We start from the raw sequence: 14,790 nt of genomic DNA on the forward strand, positions 1-14,790 counted from the left end.
ATGCCGCCGCCCGCCCAATCCAGCCATATGAAACAAGCGACAAACAAGGCCGCAGCAGTCGAAACCCGCGCGAATGCGCACGCTGCCCAGACGCGCCGAGACGACGGGCGCCGCAAATACGATCCCGAGCAAACAAAGCGCAATATTCTCGACGTCGCCACCGAGGAATTCTCAGCGATGGGGCTCGCGGGCGCGCGCGTCGATGCGATCGCCGAGCGCACGAACACGACGAAGCGGATGCTCTACTACTATTTCGGCAGCAAGGAAGGGCTGTACGAGGCAGTGCTGGAGAAAGTCTACGGCGACATTCGCGCGCTCGAGCTCGAACTGAACGTCGGCGAACTGGAGCCCGAAGAGGGGTTGCGGCGGCTCGTCGAATTCACGTTCGACTATCACGACAAACATCGCGATTTCGTCCGTCTCGTGTCGATCGAGAACATTCACGGCGCGAAATATCTAGAACAGATCAAGTCGTTCAAGAACAGCAACGTCAGCATCATCAAGACGCTCGAAACGCTGCTTGCGCACGGCATCGAAAACGGCGCGTTTCGCGACGACATCGATCCGATCGACCTGCATCTGCTGATCAGTTCGTTCTGCTTTCATCGCGTCTCGAACCGCTATACGTTCGGCGCGGCGTTCGGCCGCGATCCATCTTCGCCGCGCCAGCGCTCGCGTCACCGCGCGATGATCGCCGACTCAGTGCTGCGCTTCGTCGCACGCTGACGCATGAGCGGCCGCGCGGGCCGCCCCGTCGCAGGCCGGCCTGCCGCCGCCTGCTGCCGCCCGCAGCGGCGCGGCCAGCGCGATCCGCGCCTTTTCTTCCGGGCTGCCCGCGACGAAATATTTCTTCGCCCAACGCGCATCCGGCTGCAACACGAGCTTGCGCCGCGCGTCTGAGCCGGCGTCCGAGCCGCCCTGCGCGGCAATCCACAGCGCCCGCGCGCGATAGTGCTCGTAAAGACGCAAACCTTCCGCGAGATAGATCGCCGCCACGCGTGTGTCGCGAATCTCGAGCAGATTCTCGTCGTTATAGTGCTCCGAGTTCTCGCTCATATTCGCCGAGCCGCTGTACACCACCGGATTGGCGCCTTCGGCATCGATCACGATGAACTTGTGATGAACGACGACCGGCGGATAAGCCGGCGGCACATCGCCGGGAAAGAGCCGCAATTCCGGCTCGAAGCCGGCCGGCACTGTTGCGGGCGAAAAATAAGCTGCGCCGATCACATCGCGGTTCGACCGGCTGCGGTGATACAGCTCAAGATTGGCGAGCCGCGCCGCATCGGGCGTCTTGCCGGCTTGCTCGTCCGCTTGCGCTTGCTGCGCGCTGCGCGTGCTGATCGCGTTGACGAGCCCGAACATCATCAGCCCCCGGTCACCTGCGGCGAAGCATGCGTCGCGTAACGCAGCGTCGGTCGGCATGAACAGGCAGAACAGGACCGAATGCTGCGCGGCGCGAATCGCCTCGACGATCGAGTCGATCTGCGTGCGCGCGCCGCGCGGCTCCGGCGAGAACGACACCCGCACGCGCGCCGTACCCACGCTCACCGCCTCCGACCAGCCCGGCGCGAGCCGCGCCGTCTGCGCGATGCCCGGATTGGACGCGAGCGCATGTGCGCGCGCGTTGTACAGTTCAGCGAGCGCCGCCGATTCGAACAGATGCAGCACGTTCGCCTGTTCGGTGATGCCCTCCGTCGTGAAATTCGCCGAACCGGTTAGCACGCGCGCCGGCCCGGTCTCGTCGCCCGCGACGATGAACTTGTCATGCATGATCCGCGTCTTGTCGCGCGGCGCGAACGTCGCGGCATCCTTTAACTGGTCGACGGCCGGCTGGTTCGGCGACGGCAGCGGCGGCTCGCCGCGGCCGCGCGTCGTCGCGTGCGCGTCGTAGACGATCGCGAGCGCGTCGGCGCCGTGCACGCGGCCGAACGCTTCGAACGCGGGAATCGCCCATAGCCGGTCAGTCAGGTGGTAGACCGCAGACACTGCTCGGCGCGCCGCCGCGCCGAGCATCAGACCGAAGGTTTCCTGCAAGTCATTTGCCAGCCACGTGCGCAGCTTCAGCGCGGCATCGGGCAACGGCGCGTCGCCGGGCCCGACATGCAGCGCGCCAATCTGCCTGGCGAACGCCTGCGAACTCACCACCGCGCGGTTGAACCAGGTGCCGATGCCATCCTCGATATGCGCGGGCAACGTGACGTTACACACCCCTGCTTCGGCATCGAGCACATGCAGCGACTCCGGCGTGCCGACGACCGGATAGACCTCGTAGCGAAAGGTGCGGCCCCGATCCGGCGGATCGATCCGCGCATCCCACCACATGAATTTTTGGATCGGCGCCTGATCGGTCGGCGCATCGCCCTGCGTATCGGAGGCGGGAGCATCGAACGTCAGCCGGTTCGGCAGCCAGCTCGTCATCGCGCGGGTCTTGCCGTGAGCCGACCAGAAGCCGGGCGTGCGTCTGATCGCGAAGCCGAGAAAATCGTCGTGCTGCTGCGCGCCGGGCCAATCGAATGCGAGCAAAACCAGCGTCGGGGAAAGATAGCTGCGCACGCTGACGGACATCGCCGCCCTCCTCGTCTGATCGTGATGAAAACCGAGCTGACGAGTATTCAATGGCAGTTTGCTGCCGATATGACGCTTCGATGAAGTTTACGTGTCGCGGTTGCGAACAGGGCATCGCACGCGGGGCGGCCCACCGGAGCGTTCGCGTCGGCCGCGCCGTCAAAGCGCAGGCGCGCCGTTGCACTCAGTCGCGAACATCGCTCGCGAAGCCACGCTCATCCACACACGACCAGTTCGATGCCGCGCAATGCAAGCGCGCTCGCGAATGCATTGTCGGGCCGGCGCTCGGTCACCAGGTAGCGCGCGTTCTCGCTACTTACCCGCACCGGCAGCACGCGGCCGAATTTCGACAGATCGGCGACGATCACTGACGCAGCCGCCGCCGCGATCATTCGGCTCCGCACTTCGGCGGTGAGCCGCGAAGAGTCTGTCAGCACGCCGTCCTGCGTAATGCCCCCCGCGCCGACGAACGCAAAGTCAACATGGTATTGCGCGAGCTGCTGGATGGTATCGATGCCGAACGTCGCGTCTTCGTCTTCGGACAATTCGCCGCCGAGCAGCGTCACCCGGTTGCCGTTGCGGCGGCCCAGGATGCTGGCAATGCGCCAGTCGTTCGTGTAGACGACGAGCCGATGCCGATCGGCGAGCGCGGCCGCGATCGCATGCACGGTGCTTTCCGAATCGAGCAGCACCGACGCGCCGTCGGGCACGAACTCCGCCGCGCGCCGGCCGATCACACGCTTGGCGTCGGCATGCGCCGCATCGCGTGCGGCGGCGGCGGCCGATTCGCGCTGCTCGGCCGCCAACGCGCCGCCGTGCGTCATGATCACGAGGCCGCGCGCGGCGAGCGCGTTCAGATCGCGGCGAACAGTCTCGCGCGACACGTTGAGCGCGCGCACGAGCTGTGCGACGGACAATGCGCCCGTTCGCGCGAGTTCGTCCAGAATATAGCGATGACGTTGTTCAATCAGCATGACATGCGGCGCGGCGTGGCCGGGCATCGAATAGGCGATGGTCGGATGAGGATGGCGGGCCATTTTAGATCGGCCTGCCGATGCGCCGCGCGCGCCCATGTCGCGTTCCGCGGCCATGCCGAAATTCAGAATTTCGAGACAGCGGGCAATCGCGCCGGCCGCCACCGGCGGCGGATTGCTACACTCGCGTTGGCCGCCGGCCCACCGCATAACTGACCAGAGGTATATCGATGTATCGCAAAGGCGTCGTTCTCGAAATCCAATTTCCGCCGCAGCGGCTCAACGATGCTGCGGGCGATCCGTACTGGATCGATCTGACGCTCGACGAAGCGCGCCGCCTGCACCGGCAACTCAGCGCGCGCTTTGCCAGCGACGAAGCCGCGAGCGCGAATCAGCCGCTCGACACGTTCTCGATCGACTGATTCGCCGCCGCGCCGTATCGACGATATCGTCGATATCCGCGAGCACTGCAGGTTTCGACAAGACAGCCGCACGGCCGCGCCCGATACTTGGCGCTTCGCCGCTACAGCGAGCGTATCCGCTCCGTTTCGCATGCCCGTCTCCGTCACCGCCGCCGCGTTCGTCGCGCTTTGGTCCACCGGCTTCATCGTCGCCCGCGCGATCAAGCCATACGCCGATCCCAATCTGTATCTGCTCGCGCGCTTCGCGGGCACGGCGCTCGTCTATGCGTGCGTCGCGCGGGCCGTGCGCGCGCCATGGCCGGCCGCACGCGAATGGGGGCGCCATCTGCTGGCAGGCGCGCTGTTGCAAGGCGTTTATCTCGGCGCGAGCTATTGGGCCGTCGCACAAGGGCTCAATGCCGGCGTGATGGCGCTCCTCGGCGCGCTGCAGCCGCTTGCCACCGCCGCGCTCGCCGCGCCGCTGTTCAACGAGCGGCTGCCCGCGCGCGGCTGGGCCGGCATGGCGCTCGGCGTCGCAGGCGTCGCAGGCGTCGCGCTCGTGCTCGCGCCAAAGCTGCACGCCGCGCCGGCAGCAGCCGGCGGCGCCCCGGCCTGGGCCGTCGTCACGATCGCGATCGCGGCGGTCGCATCGATCACCGCCGGCTCGCTCTATCAGAAAAGCTCGCTGGCACAGACCGATCTGCGCACCGCCGTCGCCGTTCAGAATCTTGGCGCGGCGCTCGTCGCGGGCACGGCGGCGCTCGCGCTCGGCGAAGCCCGCTGGCATGGCGCGCCCGCGCTATGGCTTTCGCTCGCATGGGGCATCGCGATGCTGTCCGGCGTCGCGGTGATGCTGCTGATGGCGATGCTGCGCCACGGCGAAGCAGCGCGCGCAACCTCGCTGCTGTTTCTCGCGCCGCCGCTCGCCGCGCTGCAAGGCTACGCATTTTTTGGCGAAACGCTTGCGCCCGCGCAGATCGCCGGATTCGCACTTGCGCTCGCGGGCGTCACGCTTGCCCGGCAGCGCGGTTGAATCTGCAATACTGAAAACCGAAAGCGCAGACCATCGCGCTCGCGCCCTTTGCTGCGCTCATCACCGAGGCAATCCGGCATGCGTTCGTCGAACATCAGACGAGCATGCGGAATGCGCGCCCTTCTCTTGGAAACCCAAACAAAATGAGCGAACGGAGCCGTTGGCCCAATCGCGCGCTGCTCGCCTCTTCGTCGCTTCGCTGACGGGAAATGACCCATCCCTTTCGGAATGACCCGCTGAGCCGTCGTGCGCATGCCGGCGCGGCAGCGCAGTCGTCGTCCGGCTCTGCGGTGGCTTGTTCACCGTGCTCGGCGTGCGACAGTTGCCGCGCTGACTGCCCGCCGCCCGCGCGATCGCCAAACACGCGCCGCCGCGCATGGCCGGCGCGGCAGCGGCGCATGATGGTTATGCCGCCGCCGGCGGTGCGCGTTATCCGTTATTGCCCGCGCCGCCCGCGCTCACGCCGCCGGCATTACCGGGCCGCTCTACGGCACCCGCCCCGCCGGTGCCGCCGGCGAGGCGGGCGCCCGCCTCGTCCGCGCCCGCTGCGTGCCCGGCTTCACCGCCCGCGGCCGCGCTGCCCGCTGCGCCGGAGTATGCGCTGCCGCCCTCGCTGCCCGCCGCGCCCGGCTGCCCCGATGCGCCAGCCGCTCCGGCCTCGGCTAGCGTCGCCCGCACGAGCGCGGCGCTCGTCCATTTGACGACGTCCATGAACTGCCGGAAGTCGAGCCCCCAGAAGTCCTTCAGCACGACCATCGCCTCGGTGCCGTAAAGCAGTGACAACGATTGCGCAAGCCGCGCGGCGGCCGCCGGCTCGACACCCGCCTGCAGCAACGGCTCGACCGCGAGCGACAGCAGCCGCTTACGATTGCCGCGCCGGTACTTCGGCTCGTCCTGCGCGCGCCGCGCACGCTCATTCGCCCACTGCTGCAACGCGACCTGCAACGCCGCGCGCAACGCGCCCTCGTGCTGCTCCATCCGCGGATAGGCGAAGTCGAGCAGTTCATGCACGCGCGTCTCGGCCGATGACGACGTCGGCTGCCATTGCAGCACGGGCCCGAGCACCTCGTCGACGACCGTGCTGACCAGCGCCGCCTGTGACGGGAAATAGCGATAAGCCGTCGCACGCGACACGCCAGCGGCGTTCGCCAGCTCGGTCACCGACGGAAACCAGCCCTGGTCGAGCATCGACATCGCGGTTTGCAACAGCAAATCGTGGGTTTGCGCACGAGCTTCGGATAGCATCTCTGACGCGGGCACGGCCGGCATCGGCTCGGCCGCCGCAGACTCGGGTGTATTTGTCATAGTCACTTATCGACAACGGATGAGACGGCTGTCTCATATGTGTTAAAGTTCTGCCTCATTGATTCGCGTTTGGATCGTGCGACAGACGAACTTGGCGAAGGAGACCAGATGGTAACCCACCGTAAGCTGATCTACGTTGCGGCGACCGTTGACACAAAGGGCGCGGAAGCGCATTTCGTCCAATCCCGGATCGCCCAGGCCGGGCTGGCCGCGCAAGTGGTCGACCTGTCCACGCGAGGTTTGCCGGGGCTCGCAGCCGACGTCAGTGCCGAAACGGTTGCCGCGCACCATCCTGACGGCGCGGCCGCCGTATTCTGCGGCGACCGCGGCGGTGCGATCGCGGCGATGGCCGTCGCGTTCGAGCGCTATATTGCAAGCCGCGATGACGTAGCCGCGCTGATCGGCATCGGCGGCTCGGGCGGCACGGCGCTCATCGCGCCGGCGTTGCAGGCGCTGCCGGTCGGCGTGCCGAAGCTGATGATCTCGACGATGGCCTCGGGCGACGTATCGCAATATGTCGGCGCATCCGATATCGCGATGCTTTATTCAGTGACGGATGTCGCGGGTCTGAACCGGATCTCGCGGCAGGTGCTCGCGAACGGCGCGCACATGATCGCGGGCGCGGTGCGCGACTTGCAGCCGCCGCCGGCCGACCTGAAGCCCGCCGTCGGCCTGACGATGTTCGGCGTGACAACGCCGTGCATCCAAGCGGTAACGGCGCAGCTCGACGCACGCTTCGACTGTCTCGTGTTCCACGCGACGGGCAGTGGGGGCCGCTCGATGGAGAAGCTCGCGGACAGCCGCCTGCTCGATGGCGTGCTCGATCTGACGACAACCGAAGTCTGCGATCTGCTGATGGGCGGCATCCTCGCATGCGGCGAAGATCGCTTCGACGCGATCGCGCGCAGCCAAGTGCCATATGTCGGCGCGTGCGGCGCGCTCGACATGGTGAACTTCGCGCGCATCGAAACCGTGCCGCCCCGCTATGCGGACCGCCTGCTGTACCGGCACAACCCGCAAATCACGTTGATGCGCACGACGCCCGACGAAAACCGCCGCATCGGCGAGTGGATCGGCACGAAACTCAACGCGTGCGACGGACCGGTGCGCTTTCTGATCCCCGAGGGCGGGGTATCGGCGCTCGACGCGCCGGGCCAGCCGTTCTGGCACCCGGAGGCCGACGCCGCGCTGTTCGCCGCGCTCGAAGCGACAGTGAAGCAGACCGCGCAGCGCCGCCTGGTGCGCGTGCCCGCGCACATCAACGATCCGCTGTTCGCGGCGGCCGCCGTCGAGCATTTTCTGTCGATCTACCCAGCCACCGCCGCACACCGGAATTAACGATGAAGAAACTGACACGCGCCGAGATTCTCGACAAACTGCGAGCGGCGATCGCCCGCGGCGAGCCGATCATCGGCGGCGGCGCGGGGACGGGATTGTCCGCGAAATGCGAGGAAGCCGGCGGCATTGACCTGATTGTGATCTACAACTCGGGCCGCTACCGGATGGCCGGGCGCGGCTCGCTCGCGGGGCTGCTCGCTTACGGCAACGCGAACGAGATCGTCGTCGACATGGCGCGCGAGGTGCTGCACGTCGTGCGCTCCACGCCCGTGATCGCGGGCGTGAACGGCACCGATCCGTTCTGCAATTTCGACGCGTTTCTCGACGAGTTGGCCCGGCTCGGCTTCGCGGGCGTGCAGAACTTCCCGACCGTCGGGCTCATCGACGGCAATTTCCGCGCGAATCTGGAGGAAACCGGGATGGGCTACGCGCTTGAGGTCGACATGATCCGGCTCGCGCATCAGAAAGGGCTGCTGACGACGCCCTACGTGTTCAGCGAAGCCGATGCGGTTGCGATGACCGAAGCGGGCGCCGACATCGTCGTCGCGCACATGGGCCTGACGACGGGCGGCAGCATCGGCGCGGCCACCGCGCGCACGCTCGCCGATTGCGCGCCGCTCGTGCGGCGCTGGGCGGACGCGGCAAAATCGGTACGCGACGACGTGATCGTGCTGTGCCACGGCGGCCCGATCGCGACACCCGACGACGCCGCGTACATTCTGCGCGAGTGCCCGCAATGCCACGGTTTCTACGGCGCAAGCTCGATGGAGCGCCTGCCCGCCGAAACCGCGTTGACCGAGATGACCAAACGCTTCAAGCTGATCGACCGGCGCGCCAAACCATGACACGCCATCCGCTTACGAGGAGCTGACCGATCATGAGCCATACCGCTTTTGCCAGCAGCGTCATCGATGCGCCGATCGAGCGCGTCTGGGCATTTTTTCGCGATTTCAACGGATTGCAGTCGTTTCACCCGGCCGTCGTCGAGAGCCGGCTCGAACCGGGCCCCGACGCCTATACGGCGGGCGCGGTCCGATATCTGACGCTATCGAACGGCTATGTCCGCGAAAAGCTGTTGAAGCTCGACGAGCCGAATTACACGCTCGAGTATTCGATCCTCGACACGTCGCTGCCGATGCGTAATTACGTCGCTGGCGTGCAACTCGTGGCGGTCACGGATTCCGGCAAGACCTTCGGACAATGGTGGGCGGACTTCTCGGCCGAAGGCGCCGATCTGGCGGCGGTCGCGTCATCGGTCAGCCAGCATGTGTTCGCGGCGGGCTTTCACGCGCTCGCCGAGCGGCTGCGCGCGCAATGACGGCGCGGCGGCCGGTACGCTGACGCATCGATGTACTGAATTCGGCGGCTGTTTTTTCGGTCGCCAAAACGGCTCTCAGGTTCTGGCAGAGTGGCCCTCGGATAAACGCCGGAACCTTTTTAGGCCGACCGTCTACGGTCGGCCTCTTTCTATGCCCGGCCCGCGCCGCTCACCGTGGCGCGGGCGTTCTTTTTTGCCATGCGCTCATGCGCGGTCGCGCTTTTTCGCCTGCAGCGCGCGAATCCGCGCGACAGCGCCGGTGTCTCGCACCGTGGAGTCGTACATCTGCGCGAGATCGTGCTTGAGCGCAGTGCGCGAGCCGCCGTCCAGATAGACCATATGCCCTGACGGATAGAAGCGCGCCGACAGGTTCTGCCGCACTTTCGGATCGTCAAGCGGCATCTGCTGCAAATCGAGCACCGTCTGGTAGAACGGCGTGACGAAATCGTAGAAACCGTTCGCCGACAGCACCTTCAGATCGACATTGAGTGCCATCACCGCGGCAAGGTCGCCCGCCGTGTACAGGATCACGTTGCCATTATCGTCCACGCCCTGTTGCGCGCCGGTCGGATCGATGTGGCCGAAGTCCCAGTATTTGAACGCCTGGTCGTTCAGATCGGTGAACGACGAATTCGACGTGTACTTCAACTGCTCGTTCAGATACGTATTCCACATCGCCGTATAAACGCCCGAGACCGCCGTCATCGTCGGATCGTTGCCGCCGGAGTTCGGGTCGATCTTACCCGCGATGCCGGTCTCGATCGCCGTCACGCGGCCGTCATAGGCGCCGAGCGCGAGGCCGCGCGGCTTGAGCAGCGTGGTCAGGAACAGCGAATTACCGCGCGAATCGTAGCTCGCAATATCGAGGCTCCACGACAGCAGCGTCGTCGTATCGATGCCGGTATAGTCGGACAGCTTCTTGACAAGCGCCGCGTCGGTCTGGGGGAACTTGCGCAACGCGTCGAGATAGTCGGTGCGGGCAAACTGGGCGGCCTCCTCGGCAAACGCGCCGAGATCGGCCGCCGCGGTCGGCAGCGCGCCGACCGGATTACCCGCCTGCCGGTAGTCGAGAATCGACGATTGCAACGTGATTCCGTTCAAATCGACGCCATCCTCGTGCAGCTTGTACGCGAGTACGCAGCTTCGCGCGGTGCCATACGATTCGCCGAACAGGAATTTCGGCGAATTCCAGCGGTTGTTCTTCGTCAGATAGCGCTTGATGAATTGCTTCAGCGAGTTCGCGTCCTGATCGACACCCCAAAAATCGCGGTTCTTGTAGGGTGCGATCGCCGCCGAATAGCCCGTGCCGACCGGATTGACAAACACCAGATCGCTCTTGTCCAGCAGGCTGTCCGAATTGTCCTCCATCTGATATGGCGCGGGCGGCGTGAAACCCGGCATCGACGTCCTGATACGCCGCGGCGCGAACGAGCCGAGCAACACGAACACCGACGACGAGCCCGGCCCGCCGTTATAAAAAAACGTGACCGGCCGCTCCTCCTCCTTCGCGCCATCCTGCGTGAATGCCACGTAAAAAAGCTTCGCGTTGGGCTGCGAGCTGCTCGGATCGACGGTCACGAGATGGCCGGCCGCCGCCGTATAAGCGATCGAGCGCCCGCCTATCCTTGCGGTGTGGCGCGTGAGCGCGGCGGCCTCGGTGGTGTCCGTCACCGAATCGTCGGGGCCGTTGCCATAGGCGATCGGATCGAACAATGGTTGGTCGCGGCCGGCCGCCGACGCGGCAGCCCTCGACGCAAACGCCGGCACGGATCGGTGCGGCTCAGAATGCCCCGCTTCGCCGGAGGAAATCGAATCGATGCTCATCGTGCTTGCTCCTTCGGATTTCTATTAGGTGGTGCATGAACGAATCGTCAATCGTGCCAAACCGGTATTGCCTGCCGCCGCCCGCCCCGCCGGCAATGGCAAGACAAGCGGCGCCGCGGGCGCGCGGGGCGCCCGCCACGGCCCGTTCAGCCTTGGCCCGGCTCTCCGATTCCGGCGGCCGCAAGCCGCCGTCGAACCGTCTCGATATTAAATCGGGCTGCCAAGCATGCGCATAGCCCGCCCTTCATCAGCGGGTCGCACCGCCGTTGAGCGCCACGGCCACCTTCACGCCGTCCGGGCTGCCGAGCCCCGTGCACGCGTCCCAGCCGGCTGAAGCCGCATACACGCCGTTATTGCCGGCGGTGACATCGCGCAATGCGGTGGCACTACGGTACAGCTTCGGGTTGATCCAGCCCGCCGCGCTCCCCGAGGCCGCGTTGATCCGTGCGACCAGCGCGGCCCACAACGGCGCAACCGCGCTCGTTCCGCCGATCACTGTCGACGTGCCGTCGATCGACACCTCGTAGCCTGTCGTCGGCGACGCATCGCCCGCGACGTCGGGCACGCCGCGCTTGGCGAGCGGCACCGCGCTGCCGTTCTGCGCGAGCGTCGCGCTCAGGCCCTGTTGCCATTCGGGCAGGCCGAACACGTTGCTGACGCCGCCGCCCGTCGCGCCGCCGCCCGCCGCATCGTCGTTCCAAACAGTCTCGCGGGCGATGCCCCGCCCCGGCTGAGCGTCCAGATGCGTGCCGCCGCAAGCCAGCACATAAGGGCTCGACGCGGGAAAATCGACGTGGTTCGCCCCATCCTGCACGCCGTCGCTCGAACCGTTGTCGCCGGCCGCCGCGCACACGGTCACGCCGAGCGCCGCGGCCGACTGCAGCACGCGGTTAAACGCCTGCAGCGATTGCGACGTCCACGCGCTTTCCGGCCCGCCCCAGCTGATCGATACGATCGACGGCTTGTTGGCCGTGTCGTGCACGGCCTGATTGACCGCTTGAATGAAGCCCGCGTCGCTGTTCGGCGCGAAATAGATTGCAAGCGTCGCGCCGGGCGCGATCGCCCCCGCCACTTCGATGTCGAGCGACACCTCGCCGTCCGGCCCGCTTGGCTCGCCCGTCGGCACATTGCGGCCGCCATTGATGCTCACGTCGACGAGCTTCGGCTGCGACGTGAGCCCCAGGCCCTTGAAATACCGCTGTATATCGGCCGCCCGGTAGCCGCCGCCGAGTTCGATGATCGCGATGCATTGGCCCGCGCCGTCGCCCGGCGGGAAATCGTAGAGCGTCGCGAGTTGCAGCGGCGTAAACGACGTCGCGGCGGCCGCGCGCGCGGGCTTGAAAGCCGGAGTCGGCCTCAGCCGGAAATGCGGCCGGGCTTGCGGGCGATTGTCCAGGCCGAGCACGGCGGTCACGCAATCATGCAAATCGTCCGGCAGCGCGATGTCGCCGGTGCGGCCGCGATACTGGCCCGCGCTATGGTGCTCGAAGCGTTGCAGCTTCACGCCAAACGCCGCCTCGAACTGCGCAATCGTGCCGGACAGCACGACGAGACTCTCGACCGGATCGACCCGTGCAACCGTGAGCTGATGCTTCTGCGCGAATATCTCAATTTTCCGGATAGCGTCTGGATGCGCGCTGAAGCGCTGCGCAAACGCCTCGCGGGACAAGGGCTTCGCGTTTGGATCCCCGCTAGCCAGGCCCTTTAGCAAAGCGTCGAGATGCTGCTCTTCCTGTCGCCGCAACATCACCATCACCTGAATCGTCTCGGCCGGATCGCACGGGCCGACGCAGGTGGATTCGGAGACGATCGGGGGTTCGTTGCCTGCATGAAGATGCCTTGCCATATTCGGGTTCTCCAGAAGCCGTGAACGGAGCTGCCTCCATCGGACCCCGGTAAGCACGCGCAGTTCCTCCGGGCGCAATGTCGGACGGCGCACAAACGCCGTGGGCAGGGGCATGCGACAGTACGGTATCCGAAGTGTAAAGCAGGCGCGACAGTCCTGCGCCGGGGCCAACCGCCTTACCCAGGCCGGCCGCGAAAGTCAGTCGATCGACAGCCTCAGTGCAAAAGCGAGCAGCACGGCCGAGAACGTCCAGCGCTGCGCGGTCTGCGCGAACGGATGAGCGCGCAACCACCGGGCGATGCGTGCCGCGCCCGCCACGCATGCGAGATCGAAGCCGACGCCCGCGAGCACGAGCACGGCGCCGAGCATGGCCATCTGGGCCAGTGCCGGCGCGCCGTCCGGCTGGACGAATTGCGGCAGCAGCACCGAGCAGAACAGGAGCGCTTTCGGGTTGAGCAGATTGGTGAGGAGTCCTTTGGCGAACGTCTGCCGCAGCGGCGACGCGGGCAGCCGCGCGCCGTCGCCGGTCAACGCGAACGCCGGCGAACGCACGATCTGCACGGCGACGTATCCGAGATACAGCGCGCCGCCATAACGCACGGTCTCGTAGAGCCACGGCGCATGCTTGAGCAGTGCGGCAACGCCGCACGCGGACAGCGTTACGTGCACGGCGCGCGCGAGCCCGAGCCCCGCGGCGGCGGCCATGCCGTGCCGCACGCCGCGGGCGATTCCCGTTTGCAGGACGAACGCCATATCAGGCCCGGGGACCGCATAGATGGCGAAGACGGTCGCCAGATAAGCAGTCAGCACGTGCATGGAAATCATGGTCGAGCCCCAGTTTAAAAAAGGCTCCATGATGCTCTCATTCGGAGAGGGCTTATTGGCTAATTTCCCAGGATTGCCCGCCAATTTTATTGGAATAAACTACTGAAAACTCAATTTTTAGAGCAATCCACCAATGACGATTGATCTCGACAAAACCGACCGTGCAATCCTCTCCGCCGTGCAAATCGACGGCCGCATCCCGGTCGCGCGGCTCGCCGATTCGGTGGGGCTGAGCGAAACGCCATGCGCGCGCCGCCTGAAGCGGCTCGAAAGCGACGGCTATATCGAACGCTATCGCGCGCAGTTGTCGCGTAACGCGCTCGGCTTCGGCGTCATCGCCTTCGTACTGCTGCGCTGCTCGGTTCACGACAAAAACATCGCGAATCACTTCGAGCGCGAGGTGCTCGGCATTCCACGCATCCTGTCCTGCCATAACGTGTCGGGCTCCGCGGATTACCTGCTGCAAGTCGTCGCGCACGATCTCGACGATTACGGCACGTTCCTGCGTGAGACGCTGCGCGCGCTGCCGGGCGTCACATCGATCGAGTCGGCGCTGTCGCTGCGCGAAGTCAAACGCGAGGCCGAATTGCCGATTCCCTGACCTGCCGTGCGCCCGTTCATTCGCCCGGCACGCGGGCAACGCCCGACGAACTGGCCGGGGCTGGCCCAAAGGCCGCCCCGGCTGACGGAATGAGATGAAAACGTAGCTGCCGAACCAACGAAGCGGCCGAGCGCGCCCGCTCCGGCCGCGCGCATGCTCGTCGCCCGCCGGGCTGACGGCCGGCTTGCGTTCTGCTTGCAATCACCACGCGATACGCGATCCGCCGCGCGCGGCGACGGCTGCTCGCGGCACGCTTCGTGACGTTCCACTATGATGGGTGCCCGCTCCCCATTCCAACGGACCTCACGATGACCGAAGCCGAACCGATCCGCGTCGACCAATTCGTTGCCCATTCGCCTGCCCGGGTGTGGGCGGCGCTCACCGAACCGGCAACCTTCGCGCGCTGGTGGGCTGCGGGCGACGTGAGCCCCGTCGTCGGCCATCGCTTCACGCTCGACATGGGTTCGTGGGGACGACAGCATTGCGAGGTGACGGCGGTCGAGCCCGGTCGCTTGTTCGCGATCGTGTTCGCGCAACACGTGCTCGACACGACGATCTCGTGGCGCCTAGAGCCCGAGGGCGACGGCACACGCGTATTCCTCGAGCATGCAGGCTTCGATCTCGACACCCAGCCTGGCAAAACCGCCTATGAAGGCATGAAACGCGGCTGGCCGACCGTACTCGCCCGCATCGAGCAGGCGATCACGACATGACGGGCACTGTCATCGAGTCGCCCAATTGTCATCAAACTGCCTGA

At 66.1% G+C, this 14,790-nt stretch carries 13 protein-coding genes and 1 pseudogene; 8 read left to right on the plus strand and 6 right to left on the minus strand.

Going from position 1 to position 14,790, the window contains the following annotated elements; genetic code table 11:
• Positions 1–726, plus strand: coding sequence for a TetR family transcriptional regulator (locus tag WS68_RS16160; RefSeq protein ID WP_197419624.1), 726 nt, complete (start codon positions 1–3; stop codon positions 724–726).
• 57 nt (positions 727–783) lie between these two features.
• On the opposite strand, the pseudogene WS68_RS16165 reads toward WS68_RS16160, so the two are convergent.
• Both WS68_RS16165 and WS68_RS16170 read right to left on the minus strand, forming a co-directional pair.
• Positions 784–2,568: pseudogene (locus tag WS68_RS16165) on the minus strand (phospholipase D-like domain-containing protein); the annotation flags it as partial.
• 215 nt (positions 2,569–2,783) lie between these two features.
• Positions 2,784–3,542 carry a DeoR/GlpR family DNA-binding transcription regulator gene (locus WS68_RS16170; protein ID WP_059571795.1) on the minus strand — a complete coding sequence of 253 codons (759 nt, stop codon included), beginning with the start codon at positions 3,540–3,542 and terminating at the stop codon, positions 2,784–2,786.
• A 230-nt stretch (positions 3,543–3,772) separates the two neighbouring features.
• On the opposite strand from WS68_RS16170, the gene WS68_RS16175 reads away from it, so the two are divergent.
• Positions 3,773–3,964: a hypothetical protein gene (locus tag WS68_RS16175; RefSeq protein WP_059520185.1), complete on the plus strand. Its 192-nt coding sequence runs from the start codon at positions 3,773–3,775 to the stop codon at positions 3,962–3,964.
• A gap of 130 nt (positions 3,965–4,094) precedes the next feature.
• Entirely contained in the window at positions 4,095–4,976 is an 882-nt protein-coding gene (locus WS68_RS16180) for a DMT family transporter (protein ID WP_059571762.1), read from the plus strand.
• Between the two features lie 429 nt (positions 4,977–5,405).
• Here the strand turns inward: WS68_RS16180 and WS68_RS16185 are convergent, their stop codons facing one another.
• Positions 5,406–6,245, minus strand: coding sequence for a TetR/AcrR family transcriptional regulator (locus WS68_RS16185; protein ID WP_082710095.1), 840 nt, complete (start codon positions 6,243–6,245; stop codon positions 5,406–5,408).
• 144 nt (positions 6,246–6,389) lie between these two features.
• Between WS68_RS16185 and WS68_RS16190 the strand changes: the two genes are divergently transcribed.
• From WS68_RS16190 to WS68_RS16200, 3 genes are read left to right on the plus strand one after another with little or no spacing between them, the layout of a single operon-like run.
• Positions 6,390–7,619, plus strand: coding sequence for a Tm-1-like ATP-binding domain-containing protein (locus tag WS68_RS16190; RefSeq protein WP_059571763.1), 1,230 nt, complete (start codon positions 6,390–6,392; stop codon positions 7,617–7,619).
• Between the two features lie 2 nt (positions 7,620–7,621).
• Entirely contained in the window at positions 7,622–8,464 is an 843-nt protein-coding gene (locus WS68_RS16195) for a phosphoenolpyruvate hydrolase family protein (protein ID WP_059571764.1), read from the plus strand.
• A 32-nt stretch (positions 8,465–8,496) separates the two neighbouring features.
• A complete protein-coding gene (locus WS68_RS16200; protein ID WP_059571765.1) occupies positions 8,497–8,937 on the plus strand; it encodes an SRPBCC family protein in 441 nt (146 codons plus the stop codon).
• Between the two features lie 204 nt (positions 8,938–9,141).
• Here WS68_RS16200 and WS68_RS16205 read toward each other — a convergent pair whose 3' ends face one another.
• The 3 genes from WS68_RS16205 to WS68_RS16215 form a co-directional block, all read right to left on the minus strand.
• The gene (locus tag WS68_RS16205) at positions 9,142–10,761 is read right to left on the minus strand and encodes a S10 family peptidase (RefSeq protein ID WP_059571766.1); all 1,620 of its coding nucleotides are present in this window, start codon (positions 10,759–10,761) and stop codon (positions 9,142–9,144) included.
• 247 nt (positions 10,762–11,008) lie between these two features.
• Entirely contained in the window at positions 11,009–12,607 is a 1,599-nt protein-coding gene (locus WS68_RS16210; RefSeq protein ID WP_059571767.1) for a S53 family peptidase, read from the minus strand.
• A gap of 198 nt (positions 12,608–12,805) precedes the next feature.
• Positions 12,806–13,432, minus strand: a complete 627-nt coding sequence (locus WS68_RS16215; RefSeq protein WP_059571768.1) for a LysE family translocator — start codon at positions 13,430–13,432, stop codon at positions 12,806–12,808.
• A 133-nt stretch (positions 13,433–13,565) separates the two neighbouring features.
• Here WS68_RS16215 and WS68_RS16220 point away from each other — a divergent pair, with 133 nt between their 5' ends.
• Together WS68_RS16220 and WS68_RS16225 are read left to right on the plus strand one after the other, a co-directional pair.
• Positions 13,566–14,033, plus strand: a complete 468-nt coding sequence (locus WS68_RS16220; protein ID WP_059571769.1) for an Lrp/AsnC family transcriptional regulator — start codon at positions 13,566–13,568, stop codon at positions 14,031–14,033.
• Between the two features lie 308 nt (positions 14,034–14,341).
• A complete protein-coding gene (locus WS68_RS16225; RefSeq protein ID WP_059571770.1) occupies positions 14,342–14,746 on the plus strand; it encodes an SRPBCC family protein in 405 nt (134 codons plus the stop codon).
• Positions 14,747–14,790: the final 44 nt, after the last annotated feature.

It is taken from the genome of Burkholderia sp. TSV86 (genome assembly GCF_001522865.1).
Taxonomy (GTDB): Bacteria; Pseudomonadota; Gammaproteobacteria; order Burkholderiales; family Burkholderiaceae; genus Burkholderia.